Source organism: Citrobacter sp. Cf088 (assembly GCF_030334295.1).
GTDB lineage: Bacteria > Pseudomonadota > Gammaproteobacteria > Enterobacterales > Enterobacteriaceae > Citrobacter > Citrobacter freundii.
Window position 1 is genome coordinate 126,042 of sequence record NZ_JAOWEE010000044.1, and the last position, 21,175, is coordinate 147,216.

Sequence of the window (21,175 nt, forward strand, 5' to 3'; positions counted from 1 at the left end):
CTATTTAGATTTGGTGTATTTGATTTGCATCTTATTACGTGGCTGTTATTTTCATCATGCAAATATGCCTGAATAAAAATAACAGCTCGATATTTATCGCAAGCCAGATAAATACCCTGAATGAGGTATTTATTTCTCTGCAGGGCAATGGTTATTCCTGATAAACCTCAACGCGGTCGCGACCATTACTTTTTGCCAGATAAAGTGCGCGATCGGCTTTATCAACCACCTGTTTGTAGTCGGGATGATAATCATATTCGGCAATACCGATGCTGACGGTAATAGAAAACGTTTCTGTCGCAGAGGCTGCCATGCGCATCTCAGCAATTTTCATGCGCAGCGTTTCCAGAATAATACTGGCCTGCGATTCATCTGACTCGACGAGCAGAATCATAAATTCTTCACCGCCGTAGCGGAACACGTAATCGCTGCTACGGATATGATCATAAATGACCGCTGCGACATTTTTGAGCGTCAGATCGCCGATATTATGCCCGAAGTTATCGTTAATTTGCTTGAAGTAGTCGATATCCAGCATCGCCAGGCTAAAAGGCTTACGCGCATGTAACGCCAGCGAGATTTCACGTCGCATGATGGTCGGAATAAAGCGGCGATTAAGCAACTGGGTCAGCGAATCTTTACCATTTTCCTGCTTAACCAGCGCCTCAAACATTGAAGCGAGCAGGAAATGGATTTTTGCCGACTGCTGGCGAACATCCTGTAATAAGCACATCCGCTCGGGTTCTGTCGGCTGATGCTGAGGCGACAGGGTTGTTGTCAGACGGATGTCGATCTCTGCAATCAGTGATTCCATTTCTTTGAGCAAATTGCTGTTGCCAAGAATATGTTTTCCCTTATGTGAGAACCACATACCAAAATCAGAGTTCGCCAGAAACACCATTTCACCGAAAGGCATTCCGGTGGCAATGTTATAGATAAACTGGTTTTCCCAGTCGGTAAACGAACGGATTTGCCGTTCGCGCTCGACGTTAACGTCATCGTAAATAGTCTGCAGACGATACTGCTCCTGTGTATGCAGGGAGTTTTGGTGGCTTGGGGAATAGGAGACGGTCATGGCCTCCAGCGCAGTATCCATTGCCAGACTGCTGAAACAGATAGCATTGCTCAGCAGGGAAGACGAGTCGTCAGCTTTGGTTTTCAACACCCGATACAGCTCATCTTTGAGCTTACGCGCGCCGCGGTTCACCAGATCGATGGGCAGACCGATACGGGCATGCACTACGCCAATTTTGCGTTGTTTGGCCAGCAGCTGTGAGAGATCTTCGTGCGCGCTGCCGAGCACGCTGCGTAACCAGTCAAACATACTGCCGCTGAGGCGGGTACTGACCTGTTCTGTATTGAGGAACAATGCACTCTGGGCATGGGAGAGCATATAGTCATAAAAAACGGTCACTAAATGGCGGATCTCTTCATCGCTTAACGATGTGAGGAGCGTGTGAACGTCAGGCGATGTTTGTCGTATCAGCGCCTGCCATTCCGTAAGGAGTAATGTGTCGTTTACCGGTTCAATCTGTTCCATCTCGCTGCCACTCAACATGCGATTAAAAATTCAGGCAGTATTACGGACAATTACCTCACGATGGTCAAGTTAAACTCTCTTATCGATGGCTAATACCTTCATAGATAAGCCTGAGCGCGAAGACACCTATTATTGCGCCAATGACTCGGCTGGCAACGCATTGGATGCGACCATACGCCCGTCGCACAGCAGGCAAAGAAAATGCCTGGCTGAGAAAAATACGCCAGATAACGGAAGACAACACAATACCTGCCCAGGCCATCAGTCTGGCCCACGTAGGTGTGTCTGCGCTTAAGGTGACCGAGAAGATACTAATAAAAAACAGTACGGTTTGCGGGTTCGATAAATCCGTTAGTAATCCTCGGCGGAAAAATACATACCAGGGGGCGGAAATCGGCTGCTGTAGCGTGGGCATTTGCGGCGTGGCCTGATGGCGGATGCTGTTCCAGGCAAACCACAGCAGATAGGCGCCGCCGACAATCTTAATCAATGAAAATATCTCTTCACACTGGGTGATTAGCGTTGCCATACCAAAAAGCCCAAGGCCGGAGTAAAACGCATCACCTAAGGCGACCCCCAGACCGGTCATCACACCTGCGCGTCGTCCGGATGCCAGGCTAGTTTGTACCACTACGAACAGATTTGCGCCGGGGTTAAAAAAGGTTAAAACAAACAGGCTGACGGTGAGTGCAACGGCGTGCAAAGGTTCCATAGACAACATTTCCATTAGTAGGCGCTTGAGTGACAGTTAACACTATAATTTTAGTGTGTCTATCATTCTGCGTATTCACTCACACTGCGCGTTGAAAACGCAGCGCCACTGCGTTTTGCGTAATTAACGATTCGCAAAATCTCTTTATATTTCCGCCTACTCTGGATCTTTTTGTCAGCCTGAACTACTTATTAATCATCCTTGACTCGCATGTCGAATGTTCAGGGGGCGATGATGGCATATATAACAAAATCTGGAGTTTTTATATGAAAACTGGAATTAAAGTACTTATTGGTGCGTTAGCTTTTGTCGTGACCAACGCATATGCCGCGGAGTTTATGACAAAGCTTGAGTTTGAAAAGGTTGAGTCGCAGTACACAAAAATCGGTGATATCTCAACGAGTAATGAAGTTTCTGTCGCAGATGCCAAAGAAGAACTGCTGAAGAAAGCCGAAGAGAAAGGTGCCGATGTTGTGGTATTAACTTCCGGTCAAACGGATAATAAAATCCATGGCACAGCCAATATCTACAAGAAAAAATAATACGCTGCTGTAAAAATCACGATTCCCGCCGGTCATTGTACCGGCGGGTTTTCTTTTAATCTGCGCCAGAACGTGGTTCTGCTAATTCCGAGATAGCGTGCAGCCGCGGTTTTATCACCATTGAATTGTGCTAACACCTGCTGCGGCGTCAGCAATGACGATGATTGTGGTGAGTCTGCAACAATGGCCAGTTCTGGTAATAGCTGTTGTAAAAAATCCACATTCAGCTCCGGCTGCGGCTCGACGCTTAAAAATAGCGCCAGGCGCTCCATCATATTACGCAGTTCGCGGATATTCCCCGGCCAGCCATAATTCAGTAACGTCGACTGACTTAAACCCAGCCCCTTGCGTACTGGCTCAGAAAACGGCACATCCAGTTCTGCCAGCGACTGTTTTAAAAAACCTTCCGCCAGCGGCAGGATATCGGGCAACCGCTCGCGTAGCGGCGGCAGCTTGAGGCGTAAAATGCTCAGGCGATAAAACAGATCGGTACGAAACTCCCCCTGTTTCATCTCCTGCTCCAGATTACAGTGTGTGGCGCTAATCACCCGGACATCGACCGGAATAGGCTGATGCCCACCGACTCGGGTGACCTCTTTTTCTTCCAGTACGCGCAGCAGCCGGGTTTGTAACGGCAGCGGCATCTCGCCTATCTCATCAAGAAAAAGGGTTCCGCCATGAGCAATTTCAAACAGGCCCGCGCGTCCTCCCCGACGAGAGCCGGTAAAGGCGCCATCTTCATAGCCGAACAGCTCCGCTTCCAGCAATGATTCGGTGATTGCTCCGCAGTTGACGGCAACAAACGGCGGCGAGGGTTTACTGCGCCGATTCTCCTGACGAGTGAAAAACTCACGGTGAATGGCCTGTGCCGCCAGCTCTTTGCCCGTACCGGTTTCACCCTGAATTAGCACCGGTGCACGCGAGCGGGCGTAGAGCATAATGGTGTGTCGCACCTGTTCCATCTGCGCAGAGTGACCGCGCATATCACCGAGCGCGTAGCGGGTGCGCAACGTATCGCCAGAAGCATACTGACCGTTTCTACGCAGCGTCAGGCGGGTCATATCAAGCGCATCGACAAAGGCCTGGCGCACGGTGGCCGCCGAATAGATAAAGATGCCGGTCATACCTGCTTCTTCTGCCAGATCGGTAATCAATCCCGCACCAACTACCGCCTGCGTGCCGCCGGCCTTCAGTTCGTTGATTTGCCCGCGGGCATCTTCCTCGGTGATATAGCTGCGCTGTTCAAGCTGCAAATTAAAGGTTTTTTGAAAGGCGAGAAGCGCAGGAATGGTTTCCTGATAGGTAATGACGCCAATCGACGAGGTGAGCTTTCCTGCTTTTGCCAGCGCCTGTAGCACGTCAAATCCGCTGGGTTTAATCAGGATCACCGGGATCGATAAACGGCTTTTCAGATACGCTCCGTTGGAGCCCGCCGCAATAATGGCATCACAACGCTCGGTGGCCAGCTTCTTGCGGATATACGCGACCGCTTTTTCGAAACCAAGCTGAATGGGGGTGATGGTCGCCAGGTGGTCGAACTCCAGGCTGATGTCGCGAAACAGTTCGAACAGACGCGTGACCGAAACCGTCCAGATAACCGGTTTGTCGTCGTTCACCCGCGGTGGAAGATGCGTATCAGCCATAACTAACCCAAAAAGTAAGGAACCGAGTATTAGGGTTTAGCTGTGTTTCATAAATGTTGCAATGAAACATTCAGGTCAGTTTCATGAAACGATAGCTGACACGCTTTAAGCTTCAATTTATTCAGTACGTATCCAATCTCTTGCTATAAATTTTGTTTTGATAAATTTCCTGCTACAGAAGGCCCGTAATTGACTGCTGTAAGTGTTCCTTGCTCCATAAGTAAGACTCGATCTGCTGATGCAAGTGTTTCAGGCCTGTGAGCTATCAATAATATTGGAAGCCCGATTTGGCGTAGTGTTTGACTGATAATTATTTCACTTTCTACATCCAGGTGGCTTGTTGCTTCATCTAGTAATAAAAAAAACGGTTTTTTATATAATGCTCTGGCAAGGAGTATTCGTTGTTTTTGTCCCCCTGATAGTCCACCCCCATTTTCACCAATTAATGTCTGATATCCCATGGGCATTGCTACTATGTCGTCATTGATTAAGGCCAGTTGCGCACAGTGAATCATTCTTTCGTGGTTTTTTTCTTCATGAAAGAAGATTATGTTGTCAGCTATTGAACCTCGAAACAAAATATCATTTTGAAGAACGGTTCCAATATTTTTACGTATGTGTAAATAAGCCGGATGGTTGTTTTTTATACCTAAAGTTAGTATTGAGCCTTCAGTTGGATGGTCAATTCCTAAGATAATATTTAATAAAGTTGACTTCCCACATCCGGATTTTCCTGTGATGGCTAAAATTTCATTTTGGTGAAGGGTTAAGGATAATTTATTTAATAATAATGATTTTTCTCCTTTGTGGTGAAACGAGATATTTTCGACTACCACTGGGTACTCTGCTTTTATTTTTGGAGTCTGGGCGATACTTGCGTTAAAAATTGGAGACTGTTCGTGTTTTAACTCAATACTAGTTTGAGCTGCATTATCCTCTCTTTGAGTCATGACAATATCTGCAAGACGCTCATTGTAAATGTCAAGTAAGCACCAGGAAAAAATAGAGTCAGTTAGGCTACTAATACTGGATGAAAATCGGGTATGAAAAGAGAGATAGGCTACAAGCATACCTACGGTGAAATTGCCATCTAAAACTTCTCCTGCGCCTTTCCATAGAATAATCACGGAAGCAATACTTTTTGTGAGAGTATTGGCAATATCAAATCCCATGATGAGTCGGCTTTGTTGCAACTGTGTATTTCTTCTCGATACGTTGAGATTCAGCCAGGCAGCTTCTCTGTGTGCTGTAACGCCATTTACTCTGAGGCTTAAAATTCCATTTAAAGTTTCCAGGAAATAACTTGACTCCCGAGCTTCAGCATCCCAGGCATCCTCTGTTGCCTGCCGTATAGCTGGATGCCAAAGAATTCTCAATATCCCGTAAACCAAAGCTGATAATAATGCAATTAGGGTCATTGTTGGGCTGTATAGCAACATCATACTTAACGATGTTATAAGCAAAAGAAAGTCGAGAATGCCGCCAAGTACTTGTAAGGTTAGGGCTTGCTGAATGTTATTTATGGCATTGAAACGAGCTTCAATACTTCCTTGGCTTCTGGCATTGAACCATGTGAGAGGAAGCCTCAATAGATGATGAAAAACGTTAGCAGTCCATTGCATATTAAAATTTACAGACATGTTTATACTGGTTAATTGTCTGGCAAGGGAAAGTAACAACTGTGTTATAGATAGTAAAGCTAAAGAAATAACAATAACAGTTAATAGATTTTCATCTGCAGCAACTAAAACTTCATCAATAACAATTTGATTAATTAATGGTCCAGCAAGAGTGATTATTTCTAGTGCCAGAGCAAAAATTATTATGCGAAGCATAGAAGAAAATAACCCTTGAGTTTTTCCTGTTAACTGCCTTAATCGTATTTTTGTTTTTTCATTACGAGGTGTAAAATTACTATTTGGAGTTAGTTCGAGTGCTATTCCTGTAAAATTTTTTCTCGCTTCTGAGACAGAAATAGATAACTTTCCTTTGTCGGGGTCATGGATTGTCAATTTATTATTACGAACCTTACATAGTACAACAAAATGATTCATATTCCAGTGAAGTATGCAGGGAAGATTGAGTGATTTAAGATCGTTTGGCTCCAATCTAACTGGTCGAGATGAAAAATTGATATCTGATGCACAATCAATTAAACGCTGTAGAGTCATCCCTTGCGTGCTTATATTAAAACGGTTACGAAGTGTGGGTAGATCAATTAATAGCCCATGCCAACTGGATATCATCGCCAGGCAAGCCAAACCACATTCCGCAGATTCTGTTTGTCTAATCATGGGGGGGGATTTTCTATCGATCAATTTTGTTTTTATCATCATATTTTTCCTTTGAGAGACCAGATTGGTTCTGTTAGCCATTCCCATAAATATCTGGTGTCCAGGCTGACATCCCCTTCAAGTAGCATTCCTGGTCGGAGTGTTTCTTTTTTCCCATAGGCCAAAATATAGGATAATTTAGGTTCAACAATTACACGATAGTGCCCTTCGTTAACCGTCCAGGTTAGAGGTGTAATTGAGAGCAAATCTGATGGTGATAACGTTGTTCGACTTATTTCACGAATAACACCGTATTGAACACCAAATTTCTGATATGGGAAAGCCTGAAATCTTAATGATACTTTCTGATTCGCACGTATAAAGCCTGCATTCTGGCTGGTTGCATAAAGCTCGATTTGAAGTTTTGTATTCTCAGGTATTAATGTTAATGCAGGTTCATATGCTTTGACTGATTGTCCTTGTTTTACAAGAATGGCCGCCACTGTACCTGAGACAGGTGCTGTCAATGCAAAATTTTCTTGGCTGGAAATTTCGACTTGTTGTTTTCGTATCTCTTGTAACTGTCTTTCTAATTCTGTATTCCTACTTTGCCCTTGAAGAGTAAGATGTGAAAGATTATCTTTGGTAGTGTCTAGTAAAGTGTGAAGTTGTAGAAGTAATTGGCGTTGGTTTTCCACATTTTCTTTTGCTGCTGTTTCTTCTATCTGTTTCTGTTGATAGTCAATGTCAGATACATATTTTTGTTTAATAAGTTTCTGATAACGTTTTACGGTCGCGGATGAAAGCTCTACTTGGTTTTTTGCTAGTGACAACCTTTGTTCTGCACTTTTTATTTGTAATAAAATTAATGGGATTCGCTGTTTTGCTGCTTGCTGTTGTTGATCGTTGTCAAGTTTTTCAAGATTTTGCTGTGTGGTAAGCATTGCATATTGAGCTTGCAATGATTGATTTATTATTGCGAATGTTCCAGTCCCCTGACGATCATAATGTTCGCCACTGATTTGATAAAGTAATTGTCCCTTTTCAACATGATCACCCTCTTTGACTGTTAACTTTGTTACATGACCATTAAATTTTGGAGTTATTTTTATCAAACCTGATGAAGGCATTACTATTCCAGTGAGACGAGATTTTCTCGTATACTCTCCAAAGGTAATAAATATAGCTAACATAATTATTAGTAGGATGGTTGCAATAGTGCTAATAGTCATACACAGTGAAGACTGTATGAGAATATCTCCGGTTGTTACTCTATAGTGATTATCGAGAACTTCTTTTCTGAATAATTCCATCATTTAAATCTATAATTTATAAAACATATTGATATTAGGTCATTCATATACTTTGTGAATAACTGGGTGTGCATATTATTAATAGATTTAACAACGTGTTTGTGTCAAGCCCTATTAAATAAAAGTGTTGTTGCTTTGAATGCTTTTTGACTTGTATTCGTGCAAAAAAATGTATTTGAGGTTTGTTATTAAAGGGTTTTTGATTTTGCGGTGAATGTCTCAAAAACATACTTAACTTTAATTGCTTATTTGCTGGTATTAAATTTTATGTTAAAAGTGTTAGTGAGGTAATTATCGGTTTTGGTTTTTATTGAAAGGAGTAATTAAGTATGAGTATAAGGGAATTATCATTAATGGAAATAAGTTGCGTATCAGGTGGAAATGCGAACTCAAATTATGAGTCGGGCAGGAACGCAGGTAGCTCTTCTTCCAGAAACAATAACAAAAATAGTAGCAGTGGTAATCGTTCTGGTTTTTACGGCAGTTTAGGGCAGGATGTGACTAACTGTAATAATGGAATTATTGGCGGGGCTATTGCAGGCATGATGGGAGGTCCTGCTGGAATGGCTTTAGGTATCATGGGCGGGGGATTGGCGGGCGGTTGTTTTTCTAATGGTGGCAATAATAGTAATGGTGGAGGAACTGGTACTAACAGTAATTGTAATTCTGGAGGCATGGGGGGAGTTTGCAGATAAAAATTGAAAATAATGGAGGGATACCTCCATTATTGATAATGGTTAATAAATATGATGAAAAAAATAATAAGATTAGCTGGGGTCTTTGTTGCTGTGTTAGTCGCTTCTTCTGTACTGAGTGGAGCTGGAGTGGCATTTACAGAGACCTGGTATCCAGCTCCAGAGGTATTCTCAAAATTTATTTTGGTGATCTCAATAATGTTATTTTTTGTTCAAGTATTATTGAGGATTTTAAATAAATTTTAATTTCAAAAGTATGAACCACACTTTTGGAAAGCTGTGAGATGCCTTGTGTGGTTAAAATCAAGTAATTCAAATTTAACTCTGTTTCAAAAATGTTTCAACGAAACGTTTAATACCGTTCCGTTGAAACATTAACATAATGTGTTATTTGAAGTTTTTATTACATTGTTATTTATAATGCATTGTTGTTAATGGTTTTATTGAAAAAAATTGCTCATAAAAATTTTTTGGCATACCCCTTGCTTTAAGTAAATCAACGAATGCTAACAAGTTGATAACAAGAGGACGGGATATGTCTCTACACTCCCTAGGGCTGGCGTTTCGCGCCGCGCTCAGCAAAGAAAATCCATTACAAATCGTGGGCACCATCAACGCCAATCACGCTCTGCTGGCCCAACGTGCCGGGTATCAGGCGATTTATCTCTCCGGCGGCGGCGTCGCTGCGGGGTCGCTGGGGCTGCCGGATCTCGGTATTTCAACCCTTGATGATGTGCTGACTGATATTCGTCGCATTACGGATGTTTGCCCGCTGCCATTGCTGGTGGATGCGGATATCGGGTTTGGATCATCAGCGTTCAACGTGGCGCGTACCGTGAAGTCGATTTCCAAAGCGGGTGCTGCAGCGCTGCATATTGAAGATCAGATCGGCGCTAAGCGCTGCGGCCATCGCCCGAACAAAGCGATCGTCTCTAAAGAAGAGATGGTCGACAGGATCCGCGCCGCGGTGGATGCACGTACCGATCCCAACTTTGTCATCATGGCGCGGACCGATGCGCTGGCGGTGGAAGGGTTAGAGGCAGCCATCGATCGTGCCCAGGCGTACGTCGAAGCAGGCGCGGACATGCTGTTTCCGGAAGCCATCACCGAGCTTGCGATGTACCGCCAGTTTGCCGACGCGGTGCAGGTGCCGATCCTCGCCAACATTACCGAATTTGGCGCTACGCCGCTGTTCACCACCGATGAACTGCGCAGCGCAAACGTCGCGATGGCGCTGTATCCGCTGTCGGCTTTCCGCGCTATGAACCGCGCTGCGGAAAAGGTTTACAACGTGCTGCGTCAGGAAGGAACGCAAAAGAGCGTGATCGACATTATGCAGACGCGTAACGAGCTGTACGAAAGCATCAATTACTACCAGTTCGAAGAGAAACTCGACGCGCTGTATAGCAAAAAGTAACCGTCGTAGGCCGGATAAGGCACAGCCGCCATCCGGCAATAAATTTGTACCCTACATATTATAAAAATGACGAGGACAACATGAGCGACACAACGATCCTGCAAAATAGTACCCATGTCATTAAACCTAAAAAATCGGTTGCTCTGTCAGGCGTTGCAGCCGGGAATACCGCGCTGTGTACCGTAGGCAAAAGCGGTAACGACCTGCACTATCGCGGCTACGATATTCTCGACCTGGCGCAGCAGTGCGAATTTGAAGAAGTCGCGCATCTGCTGATCCACGGAAAATTACCCACCCGCGATGAACTCACCGCCTATAAAAGCAAACTCAAAGCGCTGCGCGGACTGCCCGCTAACGTACGCACCGTGCTGGAAGCGCTGCCTGCCGCATCGCATCCGATGGATGTGATGCGCACCGGCGTCTCCGCGCTGGGCTGTACGCTGCCGGAAAAAGAAGGTCATACCGTCTCCGGCGCGCGCGATATTGCCGACAAGCTACTGGCATCTCTCAGTTCAATCCTTTTGTACTGGTATCACTACAGCCATAACGGCGAGCGTATTCAGCCGGAAACTGACGATGATTCCATTGGTGGTCACTTCCTGCACTTGCTGCATGGCGAAAAGCCTTCGCGAAGCTGGGAAAAAGCGATGCATATTTCGCTGGTGCTGTACGCCGAGCACGAATTTAACGCCTCCACCTTTACCAGCCGCGTGATTGCCGGGACCGGCTCCGATATGTATTCCGCGATTATCGGCGCGATTGGCGCACTGCGTGGACCGAAACACGGCGGAGCGAATGAAGTGTCGCTGGAGATCCAACAGCGCTACGAAACGCCGGACGAAGCCGAAGCGGATATCCGTAAACGCGTGGAAAACAAAGAAGTGGTGATTGGCTTTGGTCATCCGGTTTACACCATCGCCGACCCGCGCCATCAGGTGATCAAGCGCGTGGCGAAACAGCTTTCTCAGGAAGGTGGTTCGCTGAAAATGTACAACATCGCTGACCGTCTGGAAGACGTAATGTGGGAAACGAAAAAGATGTTCCCCAACCTCGACTGGTTCTCGGCGGTCTCTTACAACATGATGGGCGTTCCCACCGAAATGTTCACCCCGCTGTTTGTTATCGCCCGCGTCACCGGCTGGGCGGCGCACATCATCGAACAGCGCCAGGACAATAAAATTATCCGTCCTTCCGCCAACTATACCGGCCCGGAAGATCGCGAATTTGTCCCGATTGAAAAACGTTGCTAATTCAAAAACCTCTAAAGATAAAAAACAGGAAATGTACCCTATGTCCGCACATATTTCGAACGTCCGCCCCGAATTTGACCGTGAAATCGTTGATATCGTTGATTACGTCATGAACTACGAGATCACCTCGAAGGTGGCGTATGACACTGCGCATTATTGCCTGCTTGATACCTTAGGCTGCGGCCTGGAAGCGCTGGAATATCCGGCCTGTAAAAAACTGCTGGGGCCGGTCGTCCCAGGTACAGTGGTACCGAACGGCGTGCGCGTACCTGGCACCCAGTTCCAGCTCGACCCGGTGCAGGCGGCGTTTAACATCGGTGCGATGATCCGCTGGCTGGACTTCAACGATACCTGGCTTGCCGCTGAGTGGGGGCATCCTTCTGATAACCTCGGCGGTATTCTGGCCACGGCTGACTGGCTGTCGCGTAATGCGGTGGCGGTGGGGAAAGCGCCGTTGACCATGAAAACGGTGCTGACCGGGATGATCAAAGCTCATGAGATTCAGGGCTGTATCGCGCTGGAAAACTCGTTTAACCGTGTTGGTCTCGATCACGTCCTGCTGGTAAAAGTGGCCTCCACGGCGGTGGTCGCTGAGATGCTTGGCCTGAACCGGGATGAAATTCTCAACGCCGTGTCGCTGGCGTGGGTCGACGGCCAGTCGCTGCGTACTTATCGCCATGCACCAAATACCGGCACGCGTAAATCCTGGGCCGCAGGCGATGCGACCTCGCGCGCGGTACGTCTGGCATTGATGGCGAAAACCGGTGAGATGGGATATCCGTCTGCGCTGACGGCGAAAACCTGGGGCTTTTACGACGTCTCTTTCAAAGGCGAATCTTTCCGCTTCCAGCGCCCGTACGGCTCTTATGTGATGGAAAACGTGCTGTTTAAAATCTCCTTCCCGGCCGAGTTCCACTCGCAGACCGCGGTAGAAGCGGCCATGACGCTGTACGAGCGGTTACAGGCCGCAGGTAAGACCGCTGCCGATATCGAAAAAGTGACCATTCGTACGCACGAAGCCTGTATCCGCATCATCGATAAAAAAGGCCCGCTGAATAACCCGGCGGACAGGGATCACTGTATCCAGTATATGGTGGCCATTCCGCTGCTGTTCGGGCGCTTAACGGCGGCAGATTACGAAGACGGTGTGGCGCAGGACAAACGCATTGATGCACTGCGCGAGAAGATCAACTGCTTCGAAGATCCGGCCTTTACCGCCGATTACCACGACCCTGAAAAACGCGCCATCGCCAACGCCATCACTCTGGAATTCACCGACGGCTCACGCTTTGAAGAAGTGGTAGTGGAATACCCAATCGGCCATGCGCGTCGTCGTGCTGACGGCATGCCGAAGCTGGTCGAGAAGTTCAAAATCAACCTGGCGCGTCAGTTCCCGACCCGTCAGCAGCAGCGCATCCTGGATGTCTCCCTGGACAGAACTCGCCTGGAGCAGATGCCGGTCAATGAGTATATGGATCTCTTCATTATTTAAACCAGCGTGCAGCAAGGCGTAAGTTCAACAGGAGAGCATTATGTCTTATAGCGAGTTTTATCAACGTTCCATAACGCAACCGGAGTCGTTCTGGGCCGAGCAGGCCCAGCGTATTGACTGGCAGCAGCCGTATACGCAGGTACTGGACCACAGCAACCCGCCGTTTGCCCGTTGGTTTTGCGGCGGCACGACCAATCTGTGCCATAACGCCATCGACCGCTGGCTGGAGAAACAGCCTGACGCGCTGGCGCTGATTGCTGTGTCATCAGAAACCGAAGAAGAACGCACGTTTACCTTTCGTCAGCTGTATGACGAAGTGAACGTCGCGGCGGCGATGCTGTTGTCGCTGGGCGTACAGCGTGGCGATCGGGTGCTGGTGTATATGCCGATGATCGCCGAGGCGCATATTACGCTGCTGGCCTGCGCACGCATTGGGGCAATTCATTCGGTGGTGTTCGGTGGTTTCGCCTCGCACAGCGTGGCGGCGCGCATCGACGACGCCAGACCGGTGGTTATCATCTCGGCGGATGCCGGGGCGCGCGGGGGCAAGATCCTGCCGTATAAAAAGCTGCTCGATGATGCGATCGAACAGGCGCAGCACCGACCGCGTCATGTGGTGCTGGTCGATCGCGGTCTGGCGAAAATGGCGCGGGTCGAGGGACGTGACCTCGACTTTGCCGCCCTGCGCCAACAGCATCTCGGCGCGCGGGTACCAGTTGTCTGGCTGGAATCAAACGAAACATCCTGCATTCTCTACACCTCCGGGACAACCGGTAAACCGAAAGGCGTCCAGCGAGACGTTGGCGGCTATGCGGTCGCGCTGGCGACCTCGATGGACACCATTTTCGGCGGTAAAGCGGGCGGCGTGTTCTTCTGCGCGTCGGATATCGGCTGGGTAGTTGGGCATTCGTATATCGTGTATGCCCCGCTGCTGGCGGGGATGGCGACGGTGGTTTACGAAGGTCTGCCAACGTATCCGGACTGTGGTGTATGGTGGAAAATTGTTGAGAAGTATCAGGTCTGCCGGATGTTCTCCGCCCCGACCGCCATCCGCGTGCTGAAGAAATTCCCGACCGCGCAAATCCGTAATCACGATCTCTCCTCGCTGGAGGTGCTGTATCTGGCGGGGGAACCGCTGGACGAACCAACCGCCAGTTGGGTAACGGAAACGCTGGGTGTCCCGGTTATCGATAACTACTGGCAGACCGAATCCGGTTGGCCGATTATGGCAATTGCCCGCGGGCTGGACGACAGGCCGTCGCGTCTGGGCAGTCCCGGCGTGCCGATGTACGGCTACAACGTACAACTGCTCAATGAGGTGACCGGTGAACCTTGTGCGGCGAATGAGAAGGGCATGCTGGTGATTGAAGGGCCGCTGCCGCCGGGCTGTATCCAGACTATCTGGGGGGATGACGCGCGGTTTGTGAATACCTACTGGTCGCTGTTTTCTCACCAGGTGTACGCCACCTTTGACTGGGGCATTCGTGACGCTGACGGCTATTACTTCATTCTGGGGCGTACGGATGACGTGATAAACGTGGCAGGGCACCGGTTGGGGACGCGCGAGATCGAGGAGAGTATTTCCAGCTATCCGAACGTTGCGGAAGTGGCGGTAGTCGGCGTGAAGGACGCGCTGAAGGGGCAGGTAGCGGTCGCGTTTGTTATTCCGAAACAGAGCGACAGCCTTGAAGATCGCGACATCGCACATTCGGAAGAGAAGGCGATTATGGCGCTGGTGGACAGCCAGATTGGCAACTTTGGCCGTCCGGCACACGTCTGGTTTGTGTCGCAGTTGCCGAAAACACGTTCCGGTAAAATGCTCAGACGGACGATCCAGGCGATCTGCGAAGGCCGCGATCCCGGCGATCTGACGACCATTGACGATCCCGCGTCGCTGCAGCAAATCCGTCAGGCGATCGAGGAATAGCGGTTATAACCAGGCCCGGTGGCGCGATGCTCACCGGGCCTGGTCGCCGGATAAGCCGCAATGCGGCACCATCCGGCGTTATGCCCAGTATCAAAGAGCATCTTCTAATTTATAGTTTTTATAATAATATTGCTTATCTCTGTCATTTATCTCGCGGATAACCCGACAGGGAACTCCCACAGCCACGACATTTGCCGGAATGTCTTTTGTGACGACACTCCCTGCGCCAATCACGGAATTATCGCCAATCGTTACGCCAGGATTGATGACCACATTACTGCCAATCCATACGTTATTGCCGATGGTGACCGGAAAGGAAAACATCTCTCCGAATTTCCTTAATTCATGATGAACAGGGTGACCTGTTACCGAGATAGTGACGTTTGGCGCAATTAATACGTTATCGCCAATGGTGACCGTGTAATCATCCACAATGGTAAAGTTAAAATTGGCGTAGAAGTTTTTGCCAATGTGAATATTGCTGCCGTAAGAGAAATAAATGGGAGGCTCGATCCACGCATTCTCTCCCACGGTGGCAAACATTTCACGAATCAGTTTTTCCCTCTTTTTAATCTCCGATGGACGCGTGTGGTTAAATTCATACATTAACTCCTTTCCGCGCAGTCTCTCTTCCGGCAGCCCCTCGCACATATCAGTAAACAGCTTGCCTGCTTTCATTCTGTCTCTCATAGACATGCTCATCGAAGATATTCCTTCTTGTTATTTGTCTTCAGACTTGTTTACTTGCCGGGGTGAAAACGCGGGAAAACGGCCCCGGTCCACTTAGGGTAAATACGGAAATCAACGTGAAGCTCAGCGCAATAATCCCCAGCACCAGATAAGCTCCCTGGAAACCAATACTTTCATACATTTTCCCGGCCAGAACTGACATGAAAATCATTGCTAACTGTTTGAAGAAGCAGAAACACACCAGATAAATCGTCGCCGAGAAACGCACTTCAAACTGACTGGTGATGTATTTGAAGCAACCGACGATCAGGAACGGTATCTCAAACATATGCAACGTTTTGAGAATAACGACTTCCAGCGCAGTAGTGGCGAATGAGGAGCCAATAATCCTTACCGACATAATCGTACCTGCCAGCAGCAGGGCGTTCTTCCCGCCGATGCGATTCACAATCAGCGGCGCAAAGAACATGATTGAGGCGTTGAGTAATTCTCCCATTGTCGTGACGTAGCCAAACACGCGGGTGCCCTGTTCGCCGGTGGCAAAGAACGAGGTAAAGAAGTTGGCGAACTGCTGGTCAAACACATCGTAAGTACAGGAAACGCCAACTACGTACAGGGAAAGGAACCAAAGTTTTGGTTGTTTAAATAACTCCAGCGCCAGCTTCAGGCTGAATGCCGAGTTATTGGCGCCTACCGCATCCGCGACTTTTGCAGAAGAGGGGGCATCTGTTTTTGAAAATAACAGCAGCAATGCCAAAATGACCGCGCAGCCGGAGCCTAACCAAAAGACAAATTGGTTATTGATGGTGAACATAATGCCGGCAATCGAGGCGCACAGCGCCCAGCCCACGCAACCAAACATGCGCGCGCGACCAAATTCAAAGTTGCTTCGGCGGCTGGCTTTTTCAATATAGGCTTCAATCGCCGGAGCGCCGGCATTGTAAATAAAGCCAAGGTAAATCCCACCGACAATTGAACCCAGTAAAATATTAACTTGTAATAACGGACCAAAAACGTAAATAAAGAACGGGGCAAACATTACCAGCATGCCGGTAATTACCCACAGCAGATGTTTACGCAGGCCAAGCTTGTCGGAGAGCAGTCCGAAAATTGGCTGAAATAACAAAGAAAACAGTGAGATACAGGCGAAGATGATGCCGGTATCGCCTTTGCTGATATGGTTTACCTCGTGTAACCAGATGGGGAAGAAGGGGAAATACGCACCCATAATAAAAAAGTAAAAGAAGAAGAAAAAGCCGAACATCCAAAAGTTAGTGTTTTTTAAATAATACATAACAGACTTCCTATAAATGCGGGCAGGTTTGGGCCTGCCCAACTTATATTATTATTTTTGGCCCCAGATGATCTGGAAGTGGTAGCGTCCGGCGCTCAGCAGAAATTCCGGCGACACGGAAGGGCTCCACGAATCATCGCCGCCAACGCCCATATGGAAGCCATCAATATTGAGCCAGGTGCCCGCCTCAGGCTGCAGCAAATGGCGGTGGCTGGTTGCCATCAGTTGTTGCTGGCTAAAGCGGCTGATGTTGAACAGGAAGTCCCCACGCCACTGGTGCGCGCCGTAGTGCAGTTCGCGCGTGCCGCAGCGCAGACCGTTTTCACTTGGGAAAACATACGGGGTGTACATCTCATCAAGCGACAGATCCCAGCGATCAAAACAGGCGGCGCCCAGACGGTCCGGGTAGTTCTCATGTGGACCGAGACCTAACCAGTTCACTCGCTCTGCGACCTGCACTAACTGGCAGCTCAGGCCGATGCGGGCCGGATGCGGCGTACCGCTGGCAACGTCGACATCCATCGTTATCTGCATTTCACCCTTGCCGTCAATGCGGTAGCTTTTTCGGCTGATGAACAGCGTTTCGCCCTGATACTGCCACGCATGTTCAGTTGTGATCAGTACCGCATCGCTCAGCGTATCGGCAGCACAGTGCAGTAACGTTGCTTCAGCCTGATAGTGACCGGCGGCCTTCCAGCGTTCGACCCAGGCGTTCGGGTCGATGCGGGTTGACTCGCTCACGCCGATGTCGTTGTCCAGCGGGGCGCGGGTGAACTGGTCAGTAAGCGGAGTCAACAGTTGGGCTGAATCGCCAATCCAGTACTGTGTCAGCAGGCCAGACTGACGGTCGAATTGCCAGCGCTTGTTGTCGTTCTCAACGGTAAAGACGTTTTCGCTCACATTGAGCTGTGGCGCGGTGCGGGCAGACGGCAGTTGCGTCAGGCTGAGCTTCTCTTGAAGCTTCCATTGCTGCCAGGCGCTGATGTGCCCGGCGTCTGACCACGCGGTTGCCTGAGGTTGTTCTACGCGTACCGTCAGCCACAGCTGACCTGCGGTTTCCGGCATCGGGACATCTGGCAGGGTAATCACCTGTCGACCCTGTGGAGCGATATCCAGAACGATTTCTCCGGCGGCCAGCGGGTTGCCGTCCTGGGCAATAGACCAGTGCAGAACTTCGTTATCGCTGCGGCGGAACAGATATTCGCTGGTCACTTCAATCTGGCGTTCAGCGCCCGGCAGTAACGTGAACTGGAAAAACTGCTGTTCATGTTTGGCCTCGTATAACGCCGGGTGTGGGGTGCGATCGGCGAACACCAGCCCGTTCATGCAAAACTGACGATCGTTAGGCGTGTCGCCAAAATCGCCACCGTAGGCTGACCATGCTTTGCCGTTTTCATCATATTTAATCAGCGACTGATCCACCCAGTCCCAGACAAAGCCGCCCTGCAGGCGCGGATACTGACGGAAAGCTTGCCAGTATTTGGCAAAGCCACCGAAACTGTTGCCCATGGCGTGGGCGTATTCGCAAAGGATCAGCGGACGCTGCTCGCCGGGCATCGACAGCCACTTTTTAATCGACCATTTGGGGACGGCGGGGAAGGGCTGATCCTGATCGACACGGGCGTACATCGGGCAAATAATATCGGTCGCTGCGGTATTTGCACCGCCGCCTTCATATTGTACCGGGCGTGACGGGTCTTCTGATTTTATCCAGCGGTAGAGCGCGTCGTGATTGACGCCATGGCCGGATTCATTGCCCAGAGACCAGATAATAATGCTCGGATGGTTGCGATCGCGCTGCACCATGCGCGTGACGCGCTGGCTCATGGCAGGCAACCATGCGGGATCGTCGGTGAGGCGATTCATCGGCACCATGCCGTGGGTTTCAATGTTGGCTTCGTCGACGACATACAAGCCGTAGCGATCGCACAGGGTGTACCACAGCGGGTGATTTGGGTAATGGGAGCAGCGCACGGCGTTGAAGTTATTCTGCTTCATCAGGATGATGTCTTGCACCATCGTCGCCTCATCCATCACCTGGCCGTTGATCGGATGGTGCTCATGGCGGTTGGTACCGCGAATCAACAGCGGCTTACCATTGAGTAACAGCAGTCCGTTTTCAATGCAAACCTGACGAAAGCCGACGTCACAGGCCTCCGCTTCTATCAGCGCTCCGTCCGCGGTGCGTAACTGCACAACGGCGCGGTACAGATTGGGCGTTTCGGCACTCCACAGAGCCGGTTTTTCGACGTTCAGACACAGAGTCACCCGGTCATGATAAGCACCGCGTTCATCAATAATCTCACTGCCGAGTGGGGAATTCGTTTCGGCTGTGAGCGTTTCTCCCTCCCACAATTGCAGGGCTACGCGTAAATCTTCGCTCGCGTTGCCCGCTACTCTGACTTCCGCTGCCAGCGTGGCGCGGCTGAAGTCGTCGTTAAACTGGGTATTAATGCGCAGGTCGCGAATTTGCGTTGTGGGCTTATGCAGCAAAGATACGTCGCGAAAAATACCGCTCATGCGCCACATATCCTGGTCTTCCAGATAGCTACCATCGCTCCAGCGCAGCACCATCACCGCCAGACGGTTTTCGCCGTGCTGCAGATAATCGCTAAGATCGAATTCAGATGGCAGGCGGCTGTCCTGTCCGTAGCCGACCCAGCGGCCGTTGCACCACAAATGAAATGCGGAGTTCACGCCGTCAAAAATAATGCGCGTCTGACCCTCATCTAACCAGGCATCGTCAATATAAAATGTGAGCGAGTAACATCCTGTCGGGTTCTGTGCCGGAACGTACGGAGGGTTAACCGGGATTGGGTAGGTGACGTTGGTATAAATTGGCGCATCGTAACCGTCCATCTGCCAGTTCGAGGGGACGTTGACAGTATCAGCTTGTGGCAGATCGCTTGTCAGCCAGCTTTCCGGCACAGCCTCCGGCGCGGCAAACCAGGCAAATTGCCATTGGCCATTCAGCGAGCGTAACTGACTCGAACGCTGATTCGTACGTGCGTCATCTGCTGAACGCCAGCTACAGAACGGTGGATGCGCCTCCAGGCGGTTGAGCTGCGTGACGCCGGGATTTTCCCAGTCACGGCGGGCCAGAACAGCGGAGAGTGAATCTGTGTTCAGGTTCATAAAGGTATCCTGTTTGAATTTGTTATACGCTCACAATTTCAATCAAAATACGGATAAGCGATCCCAACTGTAAAGGCTGGGGCGTTCAATGAGTGAACTGACTCACACAATTGTTGTGCGTTCACAATTTGGGTGCGAGCTGAGAAACTTGCCGCGCGAGCTGGATCAATGAATCGGCCAGCGCCTGGGGTGAGGTGGTTTGGGTGTTGGGTGGCAGAACCGTTTTGCGCTTAACCAGGGTGACGGGCAGCAGTTGGTTGCCCACGGTTGATTCGCCACGGGGAAGTTGCAGCAGCCTGTCGACGCTGGTTTCACCCAATAACGGAAAATCCTGCCTGATGGTGGTCAGCGGTGGAATGTAGCAGGCGCTGTCTTCGGTATCATCGTAGCCAATCACCGAGATATCTACCGCCACCCGCAGACCGAACTCGCTGATTGCGCGCATCGCGCCCAGCGCCATTTGATCGTTAGCGACCAGCATGGCGGTAGGGAGGTTACCGTTATTCAGCATATGCATCGTTTGCTGAAAACCAGACATCGCACTCCAGTCGCCTTCCAGCTCCACAACGGGTTGTAGCTGGTAATGTGCCAGATACTTGTGCCAGCCCGCACGGCGAAGCCTTGCCGAAACGGAAGTGTGCGGCCCGCTCAGCAGGGCGATACGCTGATGTCCGTACTGCACCAGATGTTCAACGCCAAGGCGCGCGCCGTCGTCATGCGAGAAAATCACGCTGTTAATTGGCGTCAGGTCAGAGACATCGAGAAACAGCACCGGCACCGTACCGCAGGCGGCGGCCACGGCAATGGCGTCTTCTTCATCCAGTGGATAGTTGATGATAAGCCCGGTTACGCGCTGAGAAAGCAGGTTGTGGACCGCGGCTTTACATGCCTCAACGCCGCTGCGCTCGACCATGGCGATCACCACGCTGGCACCGGACTGGTCGGCACGGGATTTTATGGCGGCAACGATTTGTGAGGGGGCATGCAGGGCAAGGTTCGCCGTCACAACGCCAATCAGCGGCGTCTGTTTGCCAGCCAGCTGCTGTGCGACGCGGTTAGGGATGTAATTGAGTTCCGCCATCGCGGCCTCAACTTTTTGTCGGGTTTTTGCGGAAACGTGGCTGGCCTGATTAACGACGCGCGAGACGGTCTGGTAAGAGACACCTGCATGGTCTGCCACATCGTATAGCGTTACCGGTTTCACGTTTATCACCCCTGTCATGACGTTATCTGCGCGCTATGATGCCACAGC

At 49.7% G+C, this 21,175-nt stretch carries 16 protein-coding genes; 7 read left to right on the top strand and 9 right to left on the bottom strand.

The features are described from left to right. Positions 1 to 151 precede the first annotated feature (151 nt). Both OGV71_RS08975 and OGV71_RS08980 read right to left on the bottom strand, forming a co-directional pair. On the bottom strand, positions 152 to 1,540 hold the full coding sequence (locus OGV71_RS08975; protein ID WP_204584021.1) for a diguanylate cyclase: 1,389 nt from the start codon (positions 1,538 to 1,540) through the stop codon (positions 152 to 154). A 79-nt stretch (positions 1,541 to 1,619) separates the two neighbouring features. Continuing rightward, on the bottom strand, positions 1,620 to 2,252 hold the full coding sequence (locus tag OGV71_RS08980; protein WP_071696909.1) for a LysE family transporter: 633 nt from the start codon (positions 2,250 to 2,252) through the stop codon (positions 1,620 to 1,622). Between the two features lie 266 nt (positions 2,253 to 2,518). On the opposite strand from OGV71_RS08980, the gene yahO reads away from it, so the two are divergent. Beyond that, complete coding sequence (yahO, locus tag OGV71_RS08985; protein WP_003021310.1) at positions 2,519 to 2,794, top strand: DUF1471 family periplasmic protein YahO; 276 nt, start codon at positions 2,519 to 2,521, stop codon at positions 2,792 to 2,794. A 32-nt stretch (positions 2,795 to 2,826) separates the two neighbouring features. On the opposite strand, the gene prpR is transcribed toward yahO, so the two are convergent. From prpR to OGV71_RS09000, 3 genes are all read right to left on the bottom strand, one after another. Continuing rightward, complete coding sequence (prpR, locus tag OGV71_RS08990) at positions 2,827 to 4,437, bottom strand: propionate catabolism operon regulatory protein PrpR (protein WP_204584019.1); 1,611 nt, start codon at positions 4,435 to 4,437, stop codon at positions 2,827 to 2,829. Positions 4,438 to 4,580: 143 nt separating this feature from the next. After that, a complete protein-coding gene (locus OGV71_RS08995; protein ID WP_204584337.1) occupies positions 4,581 to 6,770 on the bottom strand; it encodes a peptidase domain-containing ABC transporter in 2,190 nt (729 codons plus the stop codon). Beyond that, positions 6,770 to 7,840: an HlyD family secretion protein gene (locus tag OGV71_RS09000; protein WP_342289800.1), complete on the bottom strand. Its 1,071-nt coding sequence runs from the start codon at positions 7,838 to 7,840 to the stop codon at positions 6,770 to 6,772. The genes OGV71_RS08995 and OGV71_RS09000 overlap by 1 nt, the downstream gene beginning before the upstream one ends. A gap of 512 nt (positions 7,841 to 8,352) precedes the next feature. On the opposite strand from OGV71_RS09000, the gene OGV71_RS09005 reads away from it, so the two are divergent. The 6 genes from OGV71_RS09005 to prpE all read left to right on the top strand — a co-directional run bounded on the left by OGV71_RS09005 (position 8,353) and on the right by prpE (position 14,804). After that, on the top strand, positions 8,353 to 8,718 hold the full coding sequence (locus tag OGV71_RS09005; protein ID WP_071701336.1) for a hypothetical protein: 366 nt from the start codon (positions 8,353 to 8,355) through the stop codon (positions 8,716 to 8,718). A gap of 51 nt (positions 8,719 to 8,769) precedes the next feature. Next, positions 8,770 to 8,964, top strand: a complete 195-nt coding sequence (locus tag OGV71_RS09010; RefSeq protein ID WP_269019871.1) for a hypothetical protein — start codon at positions 8,770 to 8,772, stop codon at positions 8,962 to 8,964. 289 nt (positions 8,965 to 9,253) lie between these two features. Next, a complete protein-coding gene (prpB, locus tag OGV71_RS09015) occupies positions 9,254 to 10,135 on the top strand; it encodes a methylisocitrate lyase (RefSeq protein WP_204584017.1) in 882 nt (293 codons plus the stop codon). A gap of 80 nt (positions 10,136 to 10,215) precedes the next feature. Continuing rightward, positions 10,216 to 11,385 (top strand): bifunctional 2-methylcitrate synthase/citrate synthase, encoded by a 1,170-nt coding sequence (gene prpC, locus OGV71_RS09020; RefSeq protein ID WP_003838667.1) that lies wholly within the window; start codon positions 10,216 to 10,218, stop codon positions 11,383 to 11,385. Positions 11,386 to 11,425: 40 nt separating this feature from the next. Next, the gene (locus tag OGV71_RS09025) at positions 11,426 to 12,877 is read left to right on the top strand and encodes a bifunctional 2-methylcitrate dehydratase/aconitate hydratase (protein WP_048219551.1); all 1,452 of its coding nucleotides are present in this window, start codon (positions 11,426 to 11,428) and stop codon (positions 12,875 to 12,877) included. 40 nt (positions 12,878 to 12,917) lie between these two features. Continuing rightward, positions 12,918 to 14,804, top strand: a complete 1,887-nt coding sequence (prpE, locus tag OGV71_RS09030; protein WP_286533098.1) for a propionate--CoA ligase — start codon at positions 12,918 to 12,920, stop codon at positions 14,802 to 14,804. Positions 14,805 to 14,894: 90 nt separating this feature from the next. Here prpE and lacA read toward each other — a convergent pair whose 3' ends face one another. From lacA to OGV71_RS09050, 4 genes are all read right to left on the bottom strand, one after another. Next, positions 14,895 to 15,506: a galactoside O-acetyltransferase gene (gene lacA / locus OGV71_RS09035; RefSeq protein ID WP_048219547.1), complete on the bottom strand. Its 612-nt coding sequence runs from the start codon at positions 15,504 to 15,506 to the stop codon at positions 14,895 to 14,897. Between the two features lie 28 nt (positions 15,507 to 15,534). Then, positions 15,535 to 16,788 (bottom strand): MFS transporter, encoded by a 1,254-nt coding sequence (locus OGV71_RS09040; RefSeq protein WP_003021333.1) that lies wholly within the window; start codon positions 16,786 to 16,788, stop codon positions 15,535 to 15,537. A 51-nt stretch (positions 16,789 to 16,839) separates the two neighbouring features. After that, on the bottom strand, positions 16,840 to 19,923 hold the full coding sequence (locus OGV71_RS09045) for a beta-galactosidase (RefSeq protein ID WP_204584011.1): 3,084 nt from the start codon (positions 19,921 to 19,923) through the stop codon (positions 16,840 to 16,842). Positions 19,924 to 20,044: 121 nt separating this feature from the next. After that, entirely contained in the window at positions 20,045 to 21,127 is a 1,083-nt protein-coding gene (locus tag OGV71_RS09050) for a LacI family DNA-binding transcriptional regulator (protein ID WP_044699311.1), read from the bottom strand. Between the last annotated feature and the right edge of the window lie 48 nt (positions 21,128 to 21,175).

Excerpts from the sequence above, each read along its gene's own strand:
- lacA (WP_048219547.1), bottom strand. The coding sequence starts at position 15,506 with ATGAGCATGTCTATGAGAGACAGAATGAAAGCAGGCAAGCTGTTTACT.
- prpB (WP_204584017.1), top strand. The coding sequence starts at position 9,254 with ATGTCTCTACACTCCCTAGGGCTGGCGTTTCGCGCCGCGCTCAGCAAA.
- OGV71_RS09005 (WP_071701336.1), top strand. The coding sequence starts at position 8,353 with ATGAGTATAAGGGAATTATCATTAATGGAAATAAGTTGCGTATCAGGT.
- OGV71_RS09025 (WP_048219551.1), top strand. The coding sequence starts at position 11,426 with ATGTCCGCACATATTTCGAACGTCCGCCCCGAATTTGACCGTGAAATC.
- OGV71_RS09045 (WP_204584011.1), bottom strand. The coding sequence starts at position 19,923 with ATGAACCTGAACACAGATTCACTCTCCGCTGTTCTGGCCCGCCGTGAC.
- OGV71_RS08980 (WP_071696909.1), bottom strand. The coding sequence starts at position 2,252 with ATGGAACCTTTGCACGCCGTTGCACTCACCGTCAGCCTGTTTGTTTTA.
- OGV71_RS09000 (WP_342289800.1), bottom strand. The coding sequence starts at position 7,840 with ATGCCTTCATCAGGTTTGATAAAAATAACTCCAAAATTTAATGGTCAT.
- prpC (WP_003838667.1), top strand. The coding sequence starts at position 10,216 with ATGAGCGACACAACGATCCTGCAAAATAGTACCCATGTCATTAAACCT.
- OGV71_RS09010 (WP_269019871.1), top strand. The coding sequence starts at position 8,770 with ATGATGAAAAAAATAATAAGATTAGCTGGGGTCTTTGTTGCTGTGTTA.
- OGV71_RS09040 (WP_003021333.1), bottom strand. The coding sequence starts at position 16,788 with ATGTATTATTTAAAAAACACTAACTTTTGGATGTTCGGCTTTTTCTTC.
- prpE (WP_286533098.1), top strand. The coding sequence starts at position 12,918 with ATGTCTTATAGCGAGTTTTATCAACGTTCCATAACGCAACCGGAGTCG.
- prpR (WP_204584019.1), bottom strand. The coding sequence starts at position 4,437 with ATGGCTGATACGCATCTTCCACCGCGGGTGAACGACGACAAACCGGTT.
- OGV71_RS08975 (WP_204584021.1), bottom strand. The coding sequence starts at position 1,540 with ATGGAACAGATTGAACCGGTAAACGACACATTACTCCTTACGGAATGG.
- yahO (WP_003021310.1), top strand. The coding sequence starts at position 2,519 with ATGAAAACTGGAATTAAAGTACTTATTGGTGCGTTAGCTTTTGTCGTG.
- OGV71_RS08995 (WP_204584337.1), bottom strand. The coding sequence starts at position 6,770 with ATGATAAAAACAAAATTGATCGATAGAAAATCCCCCCCCATGATTAGA.